Annotated in this window: 14 protein-coding genes; 6 read left to right on the forward strand and 8 right to left on the reverse strand. The window is 59.3% G+C overall.

All coding sequences use genetic code 11. The features are described from left to right. Positions 1-13: 13 nt before the first annotated feature. Entirely contained in the window at positions 14-340 is a 327-nt protein-coding gene (locus tag ACP7A4_RS00765; protein WP_019411970.1) for a DUF1820 family protein, read from the forward strand. Positions 341-389: 49 nt separating this feature from the next. On the opposite strand, the gene ACP7A4_RS00770 is transcribed toward ACP7A4_RS00765, so the two are convergent. From ACP7A4_RS00770 to ACP7A4_RS00785, 4 genes are all read right to left on the reverse strand, one after another. Next, positions 390-938, reverse strand: a complete 549-nt coding sequence (locus ACP7A4_RS00770; protein WP_048362392.1) for a tetratricopeptide repeat protein — start codon at positions 936-938, stop codon at positions 390-392. Between the two features lie 224 nt (positions 939-1162). Further along, positions 1163-2446, reverse strand: a complete 1284-nt coding sequence (gene hemL, locus ACP7A4_RS00775) for a glutamate-1-semialdehyde 2,1-aminomutase (protein ID WP_426245130.1) — start codon at positions 2444-2446, stop codon at positions 1163-1165. A 31-nt stretch (positions 2447-2477) separates the two neighbouring features. Beyond that, positions 2478-3101 (reverse strand): thiamine phosphate synthase, encoded by a 624-nt coding sequence (gene thiE, locus ACP7A4_RS00780; RefSeq protein WP_426245132.1) that lies wholly within the window; start codon positions 3099-3101, stop codon positions 2478-2480. Positions 3102-3118: 17 nt separating this feature from the next. Next, entirely contained in the window at positions 3119-3916 is a 798-nt protein-coding gene (locus ACP7A4_RS00785) for a hydroxymethylpyrimidine/phosphomethylpyrimidine kinase (RefSeq protein ID WP_059763863.1), read from the reverse strand. Between the two features lie 288 nt (positions 3917-4204). On the opposite strand from ACP7A4_RS00785, the gene ACP7A4_RS00790 reads away from it, so the two are divergent. The 4 genes from ACP7A4_RS00790 (at position 4205) to ACP7A4_RS00805 (ending at position 10658) form a co-directional block, all read left to right on the forward strand. Continuing rightward, entirely contained in the window at positions 4205-6577 is a 2373-nt protein-coding gene (locus tag ACP7A4_RS00790; RefSeq protein ID WP_426245134.1) for a hybrid sensor histidine kinase/response regulator, read from the forward strand. A 75-nt stretch (positions 6578-6652) separates the two neighbouring features. Continuing rightward, a complete protein-coding gene (locus ACP7A4_RS00795) occupies positions 6653-8302 on the forward strand; it encodes an acyl-CoA dehydrogenase family protein (protein WP_426245136.1) in 1650 nt (549 codons plus the stop codon). Positions 8303-8443: 141 nt separating this feature from the next. After that, a complete protein-coding gene (gene amn, locus ACP7A4_RS00800) occupies positions 8444-9916 on the forward strand; it encodes an AMP nucleosidase (RefSeq protein ID WP_165599940.1) in 1473 nt (490 codons plus the stop codon). A 175-nt stretch (positions 9917-10091) separates the two neighbouring features. Continuing rightward, the gene (locus ACP7A4_RS00805; protein ID WP_426245869.1) at positions 10092-10658 is read left to right on the forward strand and encodes a pseudouridine synthase; all 567 of its coding nucleotides are present in this window, start codon (positions 10092-10094) and stop codon (positions 10656-10658) included. Here ACP7A4_RS00805 and ACP7A4_RS00810 read toward each other — a convergent pair. Both ACP7A4_RS00810 and ACP7A4_RS00815 read right to left on the reverse strand, forming a co-directional pair. Further along, positions 10653-10862, reverse strand: coding sequence for a DUF2788 domain-containing protein (locus tag ACP7A4_RS00810; RefSeq protein WP_003444116.1), 210 nt, complete (start codon positions 10860-10862; stop codon positions 10653-10655). The two genes, ACP7A4_RS00805 and ACP7A4_RS00810, sit on opposite strands and share 6 nt — an antisense overlap. Positions 10863-11034: 172 nt before the next feature. After that, entirely contained in the window at positions 11035-11514 is a 480-nt protein-coding gene (locus tag ACP7A4_RS00815) for an Lrp/AsnC family transcriptional regulator (RefSeq protein ID WP_048362399.1), read from the reverse strand. Between the two features lie 413 nt (positions 11515-11927). On the opposite strand from ACP7A4_RS00815, the gene ACP7A4_RS00820 reads away from it, so the two are divergent. Then, positions 11928-12959, forward strand: coding sequence for a DUF6515 family protein (locus tag ACP7A4_RS00820; RefSeq protein WP_426245139.1), 1032 nt, complete (start codon positions 11928-11930; stop codon positions 12957-12959). Here ACP7A4_RS00820 and ACP7A4_RS00825 read toward each other — a convergent pair. Together ACP7A4_RS00825 and ACP7A4_RS00830 are read right to left on the reverse strand one after the other, a co-directional pair. Continuing rightward, on the reverse strand, positions 12956-13849 hold the full coding sequence (locus ACP7A4_RS00825; RefSeq protein ID WP_426245141.1) for a cation diffusion facilitator family transporter: 894 nt from the start codon (positions 13847-13849) through the stop codon (positions 12956-12958). The two genes, ACP7A4_RS00820 and ACP7A4_RS00825, sit on opposite strands and share 4 nt — an antisense overlap. 14 nt (positions 13850-13863) lie before the next feature. Next, the gene (locus ACP7A4_RS00830) at positions 13864-14283 is read right to left on the reverse strand and encodes a hypothetical protein (RefSeq protein ID WP_059763878.1); all 420 of its coding nucleotides are present in this window, start codon (positions 14281-14283) and stop codon (positions 13864-13866) included. Positions 14284-14293: the final 10 nt, after the last annotated feature.

Here is a 14293-nt window from a genome sequence, read left to right on the forward strand (position 1 = left end):
TTACCCGCCCACCATGACCAAACGTGAAGCTCCAATCTACAAGGTGATTTTCCTTAACCAGGGACAGGTGTTCGAAATGTACGCCAAGCAGATCTATCAAAGTGATCTGTGGGGTTTCCTGGAAGTAGAAGAATTCGTCTTCGGTGAGCGCACGCAAATGGTCGTTGATCCGAGCGAAGAAAAGCTCAAGGCTCAATTTGAAGGCGTGGTGCGCAGTTTTGTGCCGATGCATTCGATTGTGCGCATCGACGAGGTGGAGCGTCTGGGGACGCCGAAAATCAGCGAAGCCCGTGGCGTGAGCAATGTGATGCCGTTTCCGTTTCCGATGCCGGAGAAGTAGGGCTTAACCCCAGAGTTCTACTCGCTGGCTGGCGCTCGAGGGCGGTCAGTCAAGGCAGTGGCGAAAACGGCGAGCGGGCGTCCGTCGATTGCAGTTCCATCAGGTATTTGCGGAATATCTGCCCCAGCACCTGGGTCGCGGTTTCGAGTTGGTCACGGGGCATTTGCTCGGCCACTTCGTCGGCGGTATCCAGTGCATCTTCAGCGCCGTTAACGGCCGCCATCTTCAACACGATATACGCCTGAATGTTATTGGCCGGTACGCCTTCGCCCTTGAAGAACATGGTGCCCAGTTTGAACTGGGCCATGGCGTGGCCTTGCAGCGACGCTTGTTCGAAATAGCTGAGGGCTTGATTGAGGTCGCGCTTGGGGTTGTTAACGTCGTAGTAGAACTCGCCTAACTCGTATTCGGCTTCTGCATCCCCCTCTTTTGCTGCTTGCACGCACGCGGCAAGCGCCTCTTCCAGATTTTCTGGCTGAGTATTGAGGGTGCAGCGACCCATCGCCGGGATCAACAACGAGTTACCGCCTGCCTGAGCAAGCAGCGGTTGTAGGAGCAACAGGCAGCCCAGTGCAAGGGCGCGGCCGGTGCGGTTCATGGGAATCGACGTACCTCTGGAAAGACGGGCAAGCCCGACCAAGGGATGTATAGGCGCGCATTATGAAATAAGCAGAGGCAACCTTACAAAGTCTTTACTCGTTTTTCTGCGCGACTCGTGTGATATCGGTTGATTTAAGACGATTTTGGACGAGCGGGTTAAAAGATCCGCTCATTACGGGCATAAAAACGGCAAGAGCCATCACCCTTGCCGTTTTTTGTGGATCACTTCAGGGCGGCAAATGCGCGCTCGGCAGCGTCCAGCGTCAGTTTCAATTCGTCATCGCCGTGGGCAATCGAGGTGAAACCTGCTTCGAAAGCACTCGGCGCCAAGTAAACGCCGCCTTCGAGCATCAAGTGGAAGAAGCGCTTGAACAGGTCCGCATCGCTGGCCATGACGTCGTCGAAGGTAACGATGTCATCGGCGTTGCTGAAGTACAGGCCGAACATCCCGCCTGCTTGAGTCGTGACGAACGGGATGCCGGCTGCATCAGCGCGTTGCTGCAAGCCCTCGAGCAAGCGCGTGGTGTAGTCGCTCAGTTCGGCGTGGAAGCCGGGGCGGCTGATCAGGCGCAACGTGGTCAAGCCTGCCGCCATCGCCAGCGGGTTGCCCGACAAGGTACCGGCTTGATACACCGGGCCCAGGGGCGCAATGCATTCCATGATCTCGCGCTTGCCGCCGAAGCAGCCCACCGGCATGCCGCCACCGATGATTTTGCCGAATGTGCTCAGGTCCGGGGTCACGCCGTAGTGCGCTTGAGCACCGCCGAGGCCGACACGGAAACCGGTCATCACTTCGTCAAAAATCAGCACCACGCCGTGCTGGTCACACAGGTTGCGCAGGCCCTGCAAGAAACCGGGGGCCGGTGGCACGCAGTTCATGTTGCCCGCTACCGGCTCAACGATGATGCAGGCCACGGTGTCACCGACCTCGGCCAGCAGCTTTTCAACGGCGTCGATGTCGTTGAAGGTCGTGGTCAGGGTGTGTTTGGCAAAATCAGCTGGCACGCCGCCCGAGCTGGGGACACCCTGGGTCAGCAAGCCGGAACCGGCTTTCACCAGCAGGCTGTCGGAGTGGCCGTGGTAGCAGCCTTCGAACTTGAGAATGTTGTCGCGACCGGTGAAACCACGCGCCAGGCGAATCGCGCTCATGGTCGCCTCAGTGCCGGAGCTGACCATACGCACCATTTCCATCGATGGCACGATGGCGCACACCAGGTCTGCCATTTCGGTTTCCATGGCCGTTGGCGCCCCGTACGACAGGCCGTGCTCCAGTTGAGCACGCACGGCGTCCAGCACGTCGGGGTGGCTGTGGCCCAAAATCATCGGGCCCCACGAACCGACGTAATCGACATAACGCTTGTCGTCTTCGTCAGTCACGTAGGCGCCTTCGGCGTGCTTGAAGAACAACGGCGTGCCGCCCACGCTTTTGAAGGCACGAACCGGCGAATTCACGCCGCCGGGAATGTGTTTTTGAGCGTTGGCAAACAGGGTTTCGGAACGAGACATGAAGGGCTCTCTCTGAATCAGGAATCGGTATTTAAAGTGACATCAAAGCGTTGAACGCACGGGCGCGGCGGGTGACTTCTTGTGGGCTCTCGGCGCCAAACAGGCCGTGCACCACCGCCAGTAAGTCAGCTCCGTGGTCGATCAGCGGTGCCGCGTTGTCCAGAGTGATGCCGCCAATTGCACAGATCGGCAGTTTGATCCGCGCGCGGGCTTCATCGAGTACATCCAGGGTCGCGGTCGGTGCGCCGGGTTTGGTACTGGAGTTGAAGAAGCGGCCAAAGGCGACATAACTCGCGCCTTCTTTGGCCGCTTGTTCGCCCAGCTCAATTTGACTGTGGCAGGTCGAACCGATGATCGCCTGGCGACCCAGCAGGGCGCGGGCAGGGGTTAACGGGCCATCGGTTTGCCCCAAGTGCACGCCGACCCCCAACCGTGCCGCCAGTTCGGCATCGTCATTGATGATCAAGTGTGCGTTGTAGCGTGCACACATGTCGCGCAACGCCTCGGCTTCGCGCAGGCGGCGGGCCTCGTCACTGCTTTTGTCGCGGTATTGCAGCAGGGTCAGGCCGCCATCAAGGGCTGCCTCGATATACGGCATCCACTTGCCTGCCAGCAATTGGCTGTCAGTGATTGCGTAAAGACCACGCAGTTTCATAAGTCGAGCCTCATGGGTTACGAGCAGAAGTCTAGCGGCAAGCGGCGCGGTACAAATTGCCCTTGGCCCAGTTGCTCGGCATCACGCAAGGTGCGCCATGTGTAATTGAGTGCCGTTTCAACCGCGCTGACCAGGTGTTCGCCAATGGCCAGGCGGCCGGCCAAGGTACTGGCCAGCGTGCAGCCTGAGCCGTGATAGCTGCCAGGCAGGCGGTAGCAGGTGAAGGTATGACGGCTGCCGTCGCGGCTGTACAGACGGTTATGAACTTCGTGCTCATCGCCGTGACCGCCGGTGATGAGCAAATGCTTGCAATATGGCAGGAGTTTTTCAGCGCATTCATCGGCACTGCCTTCAGGCAATTCAGCCAGAATGCGGGCTTCGGGCAGGTTGGGCGTGGCGATGGTGGCCAAAGGCAGCAGGCGCTCGCGCATGGCATAACCCACTTCGTCCTTGCCCAGCCGTCCGCCACCGCCTGCGCGCAGTACCGGGTCGCAGACCATTGGCAAGTGCGGGTGGGCTTGAAGCAGTTCGACCACCGTGTCGACCATCGCAAGCGAGCCGAGCATACCCAGCTTGACGGCCGAGACGGGCGAGTCGCTGAGTACGGCATCGGCTTGAGCCAGCACCCACTCACGGTCCAGCACACGAAAATCGCGGACATTAACGGTGTTCTGCACAGTCAGGGCGGTGACCACCGGAGCGGCGTGACAACCTTGAGCCAGCAGGGCTTCGATATCTGCCTGCAAGCCGGCGCCACCACTGGGGTCATGGCCGGAGAGACAGAGGACAACAGGGCGAGAGCTGTAGATATTCATGGTGCGCGAGCTTACCACCAATCAGTTTTTACGGGCGGTTAGGACGCTGTGGAATTTTCTTTCGGATAATTCTGAAAAAACGCTGACTTACATCGTACTTAAAGTGTGCTCAAAATCGCTGTAATGCTTGATCTAGACGCTCTGTTTTGAATGTTTACGTGATGTGTATTTGCCATTAGCGGCTGTGCTAGAGTGACCGCCAAACGAATAACAGGTAATGCTGGTTTACGTCGTCTCAAAAGGAAAGGGGGCTTACAGACGCAATCAGGCAGGCCATTTTGGGGCTGTATGCGCTATTTTTTTATTGTTCTGATGGGCTGGCTGCCAATGCTGGCCTGCGCAGTCGCCTTTGATGAGACCACTCAGCGCTTGCCGTTGGGCCGCGAAATGCACGTCTTTGAAGACGTCGCAGGCCAGTCGACGATGGCCGACGTCATCGCCCACCCCGAACGGCTCAAACCCCATGACAAGGCCACGCTCAATGCGGGGTACTCGCATTCGGTGTTTTGGCTCAAAGTCGACCTCAGTTACCAGCCATTAGACCCGAGCGCCAATACCTCCTGGCTACTGGAGCTGGCGTACCCGCCGCTGGACCGTATTGACCTCTACCAGCAAAACGCCAGCGGTGAGTTTGAACTGACCCAGCGCACCGGCGATGGCCTGCCGTTCGACAGTCGCCCGGTAAAAGAAAACAACTACCTGTTCGAGTTGAATTTCACCCCCGGACAAACCCAGACCGTGTATTTACGCCTGGCCAGCGAAGGCTCTATCCAGGCACCGCTGACACTGTGGTCGACCAAGGCGTATCTGGAAGATCAGCCCGTTCGCATTTACATCCTCGGTCTGATTTACGGCGTGTTGCTGGGCATGCTGGTCTACAACTTGTTTATCTATGTCAGCGTGCGCGACACCAGTTACCTCTATTACATCTTCTATATCGCCTCGTTCGGCCTGTACCAGCTGTCAGTCAACGGTGCAGCCGTGCAGTATTTCTGGCCCAACAACCCGTGGTGGGCCAACGCCGCCACCCCATTTTTGATTGGCAGCGCCGCCTTCTTCGGCTGCCAGTTCGCCCGCACCTTCCTGCACACCGCCACCCACAGCCGCTGGCTCGACCGGGCGCTGATGGTGTTGATGGCGGTGGGTGTGCTGGTGATGGTGCTGGCGCTGACCACCAGTTACGCGACGTCGTTGCGTTTGGCCACGGGGCTGGCGCTGGCGTTTATCTTTACCATTTTCATTGCCGGCATCGTGGCCTGGTGCCGCGGCCTGCGGGTGGCGCGTTATTTTGTCATCGCCTGGACCGCCTTTTTGCTCGGCGGGCTGGTTAACACACTGATGGTGCTGGGCTATTTGCCGAATGTATTCCTGACCATGTACGCCAGCCAGATTGGTTCGGCCATTGAAGTGGGGCTGCTGTCGCTGGCGCTGGCGGACCGGATCAACGCCATGCGCGATCTGCAAGCCAGGACGCTGCAAGAGTCCGGGCAAAAACTGGCGGCAATGAACCAGCAACTGGCCCGCACCAACCAGCTCAAAGATGAGTTTCTGGCCACGGTGACCCATGAGTTGCGCACGCCCATGAACGGGGTGATTGGCTCGCTGGAGTTGATCAAGACCCTGGACATGACGCCTGAACTTGAGCAGTACACCCACACCGCCGAGGGTTCTGCCAAAGCCATGATGGGCATGGTCAATGGCATCCTGACCCTGACCGAGTTGCAGGCCGGGCGCCTGGCGGCCCGTGCCCGGCCTTTCAGTCTCAACGAGATGATGCACGGTTTGCGCGAGCAATTTGGGCCAAGGGCTGAAAGCCAGGGCCTGGCGTTTTCGTATGAAGTGGCGCGTGGCTTGCCGGATCAATGGATCGGGGATGCCGAGAAAATTCGCCAGTGCCTGGAATGTTTGCTGGATAACGCCATTAAGTTCACCCGCGAAGGTGGGGTGATTCTGCGCGTCACCGGCAAAACGGCCAGCCCCGGCCGTTGGACGTTGGCGTTCAATGTGATCGACAGCGGTATTGGCTTTGTTCATCAGGAAGATGCCGAGTTGTATCAGCACTTCTTCCAGGTGGATGGCTCCATGACCCGTGAATATGGCGGCTTGGGCATCGGGCTGTCGATTTGCCGACGTCTGGTTGAACTGCTCGGCGGGCGCCTGACTCATCATTCGCAGCCGGGGCAGGGGTCACAGTTTCAGCTCTCCCTTGAACTGGAATCGCCCCCTGAGTCGGCGATGGTCCCACAGCCTGTGGTGCGAACGCCTGAGCAATGCGTCGTTTTATTGGTGGAAGACAACAACGCCAACTCGCCGTTACTGCGGGGCATGTTGCTCAAATTGGGCTATCGCGTGTTGAGTGCCGAAAGTGGTCAGGTGGCCATTGAAACGCTACGTCGCGAGCGCGTGGATGCTGTGTTGTTGGCGTGCCCGTTCAGCCATGTGTCGGGCGACTCAATGGGCAGTCAATTGCTGACGTTGGCAGCGTGTGCGCGGTTGCCTGTGGTGGCGTTGTTCGAGTCAGAGCCTGCGGCCAGCACCGCGCGTTCTCAGGTAGACGCCATTACCGACTGCCTGATCAAACCACTGCGTTTTGAAGACCTGCAACAGGTCCTGGCGCAGCGCTTGTTGCGTGACGGCGAGGGCATAAGCGTCGAGCTTTAGGCGGTTATGCCACTTGTGAAGACCGCGATGCGTGCTTCACTGGCTCCATTGGCATGACCCACAGGAGCCCGCGCAATGAACCTGCATCAATACGCTGAAACCCACGCTGTGACCAATCAGCCGCCGTCACTGGACGGCGTTAACCTGTACCGCATCGACCTGCCCTTGCAGCAGTGGGGGCAGCGTTTTGGCGCGGGGTGGGCACAATCGCGGATTGATGCGTATGGCGCGCTGGCCGGTGGCCCGTTGATGGCGGCGGGCTTTTTGGCCAATGAAAACAAACCGGTGTTCGTCAGCCACGACCGCTTTGGTCATCGGATTGATCAGGTCGACTTTCACCCTGCCTACCATGAGCTGATGCGCACCGCGATTGAACACGGCTTGCCGTCTTTACCTTGGACCAATCCGCAACCCGGCGCCCACGTGGCTCGCGCCTCAATGACCTACTTGCACACCCAGGCAGAAGCGGGGAGTGGTTGCCCCCTGACCATGACGTTTGCCAGTGTGCCGGCGCTGCGTGTGCAGCCTGACGTTGCACAGGTCTGGCTGCCCAAGGTGCTCGCCACCGTGTACGACCCGCGTAATGTCGATATCAGTCAAAAGGGCGGTGTGACGCTGGGCATGGCCATGACCGAAAAGCAGGGCGGCACCGACGTGCGGGCCAATACCACGCGGGCTTACCCGGTCGGCGCGCGGGGGCCGGGGCAGGCCTATGAACTGCTGGGCCATAAATGGTTTTGCTCGGCTCCCATGTGCGATGGCTTTCTGACCCTGGCCCAGACCGACAAGGGGCTGAGTTGCTTTTTACTGCCGCGCCACCGTCCGGATGGCAGTCGTAATGAGTTCTATATCCAGCGGCTGAAAAACAAACTGGGCAACAGCTCCAATGCCTCCAGCGAAGTGGAATTTCGAGGCGCGCTGGCCTGGATGCTGGGTGAAGAAGGGCGTGGGGTGCCGACGATTATTGAAATGGTCGCCATGACGCGTTTTGACTGCATGGTGGGATCTAGCGCGTTGATGCGTCAGGCGCTGACCCAGGCCACTCATCATTGCGCTCACCGTTTGGTCGGTGGCCGGCTGCTGGCCGAGCAACCGTTGATGCAAAACGTGCTCGCGGATCTGGCGCTTGAAAGCGAAGCAGCGCTGGCCTTGAGTTTGCGCATGGGACAAGCGCTGGACCACCTGGACGATCCGCAGCAGGCCAAGTTCTCGCGACTGGTAACCGCCGTGGGCAAATACTGGATCTGCAAACGGGCGCCCGCGATGATCAATGAAGCGGCCGAGTGCATGGGCGGCGCAGGGTATGTCGAAGACAGTATTTTGCCGCGCCTGTACCGCGAAGCGCCGGTCAACTCTACCTGGGAAGGCTCGGGCAACGTGCAATGCCTTGATGTGCTGCGGGCACTGTCCAAAGAGCCGGGTGTGCTGGAGGCATTGTTTATCGAGCTGGGTGACGGGCATGGCCATACAGGCTTGGCGCAGCACATTGCACAGCTTAAAACGGCGTTTAAAGACACCGACGACATTCAGTACCGCGCCCGCCAACTGAGCGAAGACATCGCCCTTGGGCTACAGGCCAAATTGTTGCTGGAGGCAGGAAACAGCGACGTGAGCGACGCCTTTATTGCCAGCCGCTTACAAGGCAGTGGCCGGGTGTACGGCACGTTGCCACGCGGTCTGAACGTGGCCGCCCTCGTCGCGCGCTCAACCCCGCCAGTGGCCTGAGTCAGTGGCAGGTTTGACGGCCGCTACGTGCCCGGGCGCAGCCTCGCGTGACGCCTCATCCGCCAGGGCAATGACGGGATTGGCTAGTGCCTTTGGCCAACGATGCAGGCAAGATAAGCGCCTGCCCGTTCAGAAGAGAGGATGCTCATCGTGACCGAAGCTTTCATTGTCGTTTCAACCGCGCAAGAGGCCGTTGATCGCCTCGCCGCCCTGCACGAACGCGCAACCACGGCCTTGAGCCAGGCCCTCAAACGTTACCTCAAAGACCGCATCGAACCTTCGGCAGAGGAGCGTGCGCTGTTTCGCTACCCAGAGCTGCGCTTGACCAACACCATTCATGGTGAAACGCCGACCCTGACCCGCGCCTACGCCAAGGTTCAATTGCCCGGCACCTACAGCGTGACCGTGACCCATCCTGCGGCGTTTCGTAACTACCTGCTGGAGCAGTTGGTGCCGCTGATGCGTGACTTCACCGTTGAAGTCGAAGTGGGCCTCAGTCAGCAGAATATTCCTTACCCGTACGTGGTTGAGCAGGGCGACGAACTCGCAGGCTCCGGCGTGACGGCGGCCGCGCTGGCGCGGGTGTTCCCCAGCACCGACCTGTCGGCGGCCACCGACGGTATTGCCGACGGCCTCTACGATTGGGCTAACACCGACCCGCTGCCGCTGGCACTGTTTGACGCCGCGCGCGTGGACTTCTCACTGCGTCGTCTGGTGCATTACACCGGTAGCGACTGGCGTCATGTGCAGCCGTGGATTCTGCTGACCAACTATCACCGTTACGTTGACCAGTTCATCCTCCACGGCCTGGAACAACTGCGTGATAACCCGCGTTTTGTACGCATGGTGCTGCCCGGCAATGTGCTGATCGAAAAGAGCATGGACTACGGTGAAGCGCAGGCGATTGCGGCGGGCGTGGTGTGGCACCGCTATCAAATGCCCGCGTACCACTTGCAGGCCAACGATGGCCACGGCGTGACCTTGGTGAACATCGGCGTCGGTCCCTCCAATGCCAAAAACATCACCGACCACCTGGCCGTGTTGCGTCCGCACTGCTGGTTGATGATTGGTCACTGTGGTGGCCTGCGGCAGTCGCAAACCATTGGCGACTACGTATTGGCCCACGCCTATATGCGCCGCGACGGAATCCTCGACCGGGTTGTACCGCCCAACATTCCGATCCCGGCCCTGGCCGAGGTGCAGTTGGCGCTTCAGGAAGCGGCAGCGCAAGTCACCGGTGAGCGTGGTGAAGAGCTGAAAAAACGCCTGCGCACCGGCACCGTCCTGACGTATGACGATCGCAACTGGGAATTGCGCTGGGCACAGGAGCGCCCGCTGATCAACCTGTCGCGTGCCGTGGCCGTGGACATGGAAAGCGGCACCATCGCCGCGCAGGGTTATCGTTTGCGGGTGCCGTACGGCACGTTGCTGTGTGTGTCCGATAAACCCCTGCACAGCGAAATCAAGCTGCCAGGCTCGGCTAACGCGTTTTATGAGCGCGCGGTGAGTCAGCATTTGAAAATCGGTATTGCGGCCGTGGACTTGATGCGCAGCCAGCTCAACTCATTGCACTCGCGCAAACTGCGCAGCTTTGACGAACCGCCATTCCGTTGATGGGACGTGGCATTTAGCGATCAGGCAGTTGGGGCGCTTGCACTTAAATGGCAACAGCCCCTAGCATTGCCGGCCTTGATCGCTAGATGTCCGGTTTGCCATGTCCCGTCCTGTTCGTCCCGCCGCACACCGTCCGGCGTCCAAAGCGCCCGCTACTCAAGCGGCCAGTCGGCGCGTGGCCAAAGCGCCACCGTCAGATCCAAAACTGTATCTGTTCAATAAGCCGTTTGATGTGCTGACCCAGTTCAGCGATGAAGGCGGGCGGGCGACGCTCAAGGACTTTATCCCGATTCCCGGTATATACCCGGCCGGGCGTCTGGATCGCGACAGTGAAGGGTTGTTGCTGTTGACCAACGATGGCCAGTTGCAGGCGCGAATTGCAGACCCCAAGCACAAGTTGCCCAAAACTTATTGGGTGCAAGTGGAAGGTGAGCCGACTGAGGCGCAATTGCAGCAATTGCGCGAGGGCGTGGAACTCAACGATGGCAAAACCCTGCCGGCCGAGGCGCGCGCCCTTGAAGAGCCGCAGTTGTGGCCGCGCAACCCGCCGGTGCGTTTTCGCAAAAGCATACCCACGGCCTGGCTGGAACTGGTGATTCGCGAAGGGCGAAACCGTCAGGTCAGACGCATGACCGCAGCCGTGGGGTTGCCGACCTTGCGTCTGGTGCGTGTGCGCATCGGTGACTGGAGCATTGAAGGGCTGGAGCAGGGGCACTACAGGGAAGTGCCGGCGCGGCTATAGCGCGCCCGACTCGATCAGGCCGATGACCACGCTTTTGATGATGAAAGCGGCCACGCCCAGGCCCAGCACAAAAAACAGAATGAACGAGCCGAAACGTCCGGCCTTGGACTTCTTCGCCAGATCCCAGACGATAAACGCCATGAAAATGATCAGGATGCTGACCAGGATCGTCATCATCCACTCTTCAAGCAAGGCAGGATCCATCGGTGTTCTCCAGCGTGATCGGGGATTAAAAACCGGGGGAGTATACGCCAGAGCGTGCGCATGGTTGTTGATCTGGGTGGTGTACCCCCACAGCGAACTCATGGCCGAAGGCAGCGAAGGGGTGCACCGCAACCCGTTTTCTTGAGCTCACCACAGCTCCTTCGCAGCCTGCTTATGTCCGCAGATGAGTCAGCGGCAACTCAGTGCTGTTGAGCACCTGATTAAGCACGAAGCTGGAACGCACGCTGGTCACCCCGTCAATACGGGTCAAATGGCCCAATAACAATTGTTGATAGTGGTCCATGTCCGGCACCACTACTTTCAGTTGGTAATCGGCGTCCACCCCCGTTACCAGGCTGCACTCCAGCACTTGCGGCAGGCTGCGAATGGCCGCTTCGAAGTTCTCAAAGCGCTCAGGCGTGTGACGGTCCATGCCGATCAATACGTAGGCGGTGAGGGTTAATCCCAGTTTTTTACGGTCCAGCAGTGCCACTTGGCGCGAAATGTAGCCGTCGTCTTCAAGCTGTTTGACGCGCCTTGAGCAGGGCGAAGGCGACAAGCCAATGCGTTCGGCCAGCTCCTGATTGGAGATGCGTGCATCACGCTGCAATTCCGCCAAAATACTCAAGTCGTATCGGTCGAGTTTGCTCACGAAGTAACCCTTTGTAATAACTATTGCGTGAAAGTATCCACCTTAAGGCAAAAATTGCGCAAGTACTGTTTTATTGAGCAATCTTCGCAATCGCCTGCCGCACGCCAACGCCTATTCTTACTACCAGAATCACTGCCCGGACATAGAGTCCACTGCGGCCCGCCGAATCAGGCCAGCCGCGACCGCCAACCCCACAGGGTTGCCCCGGTCCCCGGGCTACGCACTGTCCAGAAGACGGCGCGAGGTGAGCCAACACCACAAGTGTTGAGCCAGGACGAAAAATTCTAAGGGCGGCCGACGGGTCGCCCTTTTTTATTGGCCGAAAATAAGCACCGTAACTGCTAACCTGCCGCCGAACCGGTTCTCGGATTTCCAGTCTTATGTGTACGCCCCAACCCGCAGTGAGGAACATCATGAAATCGCGTCTTTGGCGTTTGGCTGCCGTTAGCTTGCTCAGTGTAAGTATCAGCGCTCAGTTATTGGCCGATGAACGAGGTGATGGTAACCCTCAGCAAGGTCGTCCCAACGGTGGTGAGCACCGGCCGCAAGGGCAGGGCGCGAATAATCAACCGCGCCCGGACAATCAGGGTCATCAAGCCCGGCCTCCGTCATTTGAGGGCCAGGGTCGGCCACAAGGCGGGCAATGGCAAGCCCGCCCCCAGGGCGCGGGCAACCCTCAAAATCGCCCGGCGCAACCGGCTAATCACCTGAGCATCCAGCCACGTCCCGATTCGGTGCAGCAAACTCAGCCGCCACGTCGTGGTTACTATCAGGATATTCCCCGGCGTCCCGGCGACTATTCGCACTGGCAAGGCAACTCCAGGCCCGACTATGGCCGCAACCCCGGTTTTAATAATGGCCGCCCCTATGACAATCGCTGGCAAGGTCGCCCGAGCGGGCAGGGCAATGGCTGGGGGCCGGGTCCGCAATACCGGCCCGGTTATGTGGTCGACCGGTTTCCCGGTCAGCATTGGCAAGTGCCCTATCGCGGGCAGAACTACTTCTTTTCCGGTGGTTATTGGTATCGCCCGCAAGGTCCGCGTTACGTCGTGGTGCAGCCACCCTACGGGATTCGCGTAGGTTACTTGCCCGATTACGCGCGGGAAGTGTGGATCGGCAGTTCGTTGATGTTCCTGGCCGCGGGTGCGTACTACGCCTATCAGCCCGCTACGCAGGACTACATCGTGGTCCAGCCACCGGCGCCTGTTCCCGTGGCTGCGCCGCAACCGGTGAGCAACGGCTATGACGTCGTGGCCTACCCGGCGAATGGTCAGACACCTGCGCAGATTAATCAGGACCGCTACGATTGCTATCGCTGGGCCATCGAGCAAAACGGGTTTGACCCGGCTAAAGCCACCTACGCGCCTTCGCCTGCCGTGGTGCAAACCTACCGGCAAGCGCAGGGCAACTGCCTCAGCAGTCGGGGTTATCAGGTCACCTATTAACAAGCCTTGGGTTTGACCACTTCCTGCGGGTCGGCGTGCACCAGCACTTCGGCGCGCGGGTAGGCTTTTTCAATCGCCTCGGCGGCCCGGTCGCTGAGGGCGTGGGCGACTGACAACGTCAGTTCGCCGGGCAACTCCAAGTGCAATTGCACATACCAGATGCTGCCCGAAATGCGCGTACGCAAATCATGGGCGCCCAGCACGCCGGGTACGCTACAGGCCAATTCCAGCATGTGCTGACTGACCTCGGTGGGTAACTCTTCGTCCATCAACACCGAAAAGCTCTCGCGGGCGATCTGGATCGCGCTCCACAGGATGTAACCCGCAATTCCCAAGCCAAACCAGGCATCCAGTTGCGGCCAGCCGAAGCTGGCCAGCACCAGCGCAACCAAAATGCTGCCATTGAGCAACAAATCGGAGCGGTAGTGCAGCGAGTCCGCCCGCACCGCGTTGGAGCCGGTGGCTTTGATCACGCGGTGTTGCAGCATCAGCAGGGCGACGGTCATCACCAGCGAGAACACAATCACGCCAATGCCGATCCACGGCGCACCTACCGGTTCGGGGTTTTTCAGGCGTTCAATGGCCTGGAATGCAATCAATACGGCACTCACGGCGATAAACAGCGCCTGCGCCATGCCTGCCAACGACTCCGCCTTGCCGTGCCCGTAACGGTGATCGTCATCGGCAGGGCGCAAGGCGTAATGCACGGCCAGTAAGTTCAGAAACGACGTCACACCATCGAGCAGCGAGTCGGTCAACCCGGCCAACATACTGATCGACCCGCTGAGCCACCAGGCGATGGCCTTGGTCACAATCAAAAGGCTTGCCACTGCCACCGATGCGCGGGTGGCCAGGCGTAACAGACGTGCGTGTTCCGGGCTGCTGCTCATGACGCTTCCTTGTCTCAGGCGGCGGGTACAAGACCGTACAACGCCAATTGCTGCACGCTGCCTTTGTGCTGGATCAGGCGCGGGTCGTTCAGCGGAAAGCTGCCACCCAGTTCGCTTTCAAGAATGGCTTGCAGCTTGCTGTTATCCACCTTGCCGTCAGCACCGATGGTTTCTTGCAATTTTTGCGGGTCGATGTGTGCGGTTTTACCGGGCGGGAAATAAATAGCACCAGTGGCGAAGTCGACACCAAACGCAATCAGCCCCGGAATCACATAAAACAGCAGCCCCACGGCATCCAGTACGGCAATCATCGGATCGATTTTGCCGTCGATCTGACCTCGGCGATCCGGGAAGAAAATACTGCCGCAGGCAGTCAGTTGGGTGAACAGGGCAGCAACCACAATGCCGCCAATGACGCGCGAAGACCTACGCATACCAAAACCT

The sequence above is a fragment of the Pseudomonas sp. TWR3-1-1 genome (assembly GCF_049896545.1).
Lineage (GTDB): Bacteria > Pseudomonadota > Gammaproteobacteria > Pseudomonadales > Pseudomonadaceae > Aquipseudomonas > Aquipseudomonas weihenstephanensis.

Coding starts and splice junctions, on each gene's coding strand:
- hemL (WP_426245130.1), bottom strand. CDS start 2,446: ATGTCTCGTTCCGAAACCCTGTTTGCCAACGCTCAAAAACACATTCCC.
- ACP7A4_RS00830 (WP_059763878.1), bottom strand. CDS start 14,283: ATGCGTAGGTCTTCGCGCGTCATTGGCGGCATTGTGGTTGCTGCCCTG.
- ACP7A4_RS00785 (WP_059763863.1), bottom strand. CDS start 3,916: ATGAATATCTACAGCTCTCGCCCTGTTGTCCTCTGTCTCTCCGGCCAT.
- ACP7A4_RS00825 (WP_426245141.1), bottom strand. CDS start 13,849: ATGAGCAGCAGCCCGGAACACGCACGTCTGTTACGCCTGGCCACCCGC.
- ACP7A4_RS00810 (WP_003444116.1), bottom strand. CDS start 10,862: ATGGATCCTGCCTTGCTTGAAGAGTGGATGATGACGATCCTGGTCAGC.
- ACP7A4_RS00795 (WP_426245136.1), top strand. CDS start 6,653: ATGAACCTGCATCAATACGCTGAAACCCACGCTGTGACCAATCAGCCG.
- ACP7A4_RS00765 (WP_019411970.1), top strand. CDS start 14: ATGACCAAACGTGAAGCTCCAATCTACAAGGTGATTTTCCTTAACCAG.
- ACP7A4_RS00790 (WP_426245134.1), top strand. CDS start 4,205: ATGCGCTATTTTTTTATTGTTCTGATGGGCTGGCTGCCAATGCTGGCC.
- amn (WP_165599940.1), top strand. CDS start 8,444: ATGCTCATCGTGACCGAAGCTTTCATTGTCGTTTCAACCGCGCAAGAG.
- thiE (WP_426245132.1), bottom strand. CDS start 3,101: ATGAAACTGCGTGGTCTTTACGCAATCACTGACAGCCAATTGCTGGCA.
- ACP7A4_RS00770 (WP_048362392.1), bottom strand. CDS start 938: ATGAACCGCACCGGCCGCGCCCTTGCACTGGGCTGCCTGTTGCTCCTA.
- ACP7A4_RS00820 (WP_426245139.1), top strand. CDS start 11,928: ATGAAATCGCGTCTTTGGCGTTTGGCTGCCGTTAGCTTGCTCAGTGTA.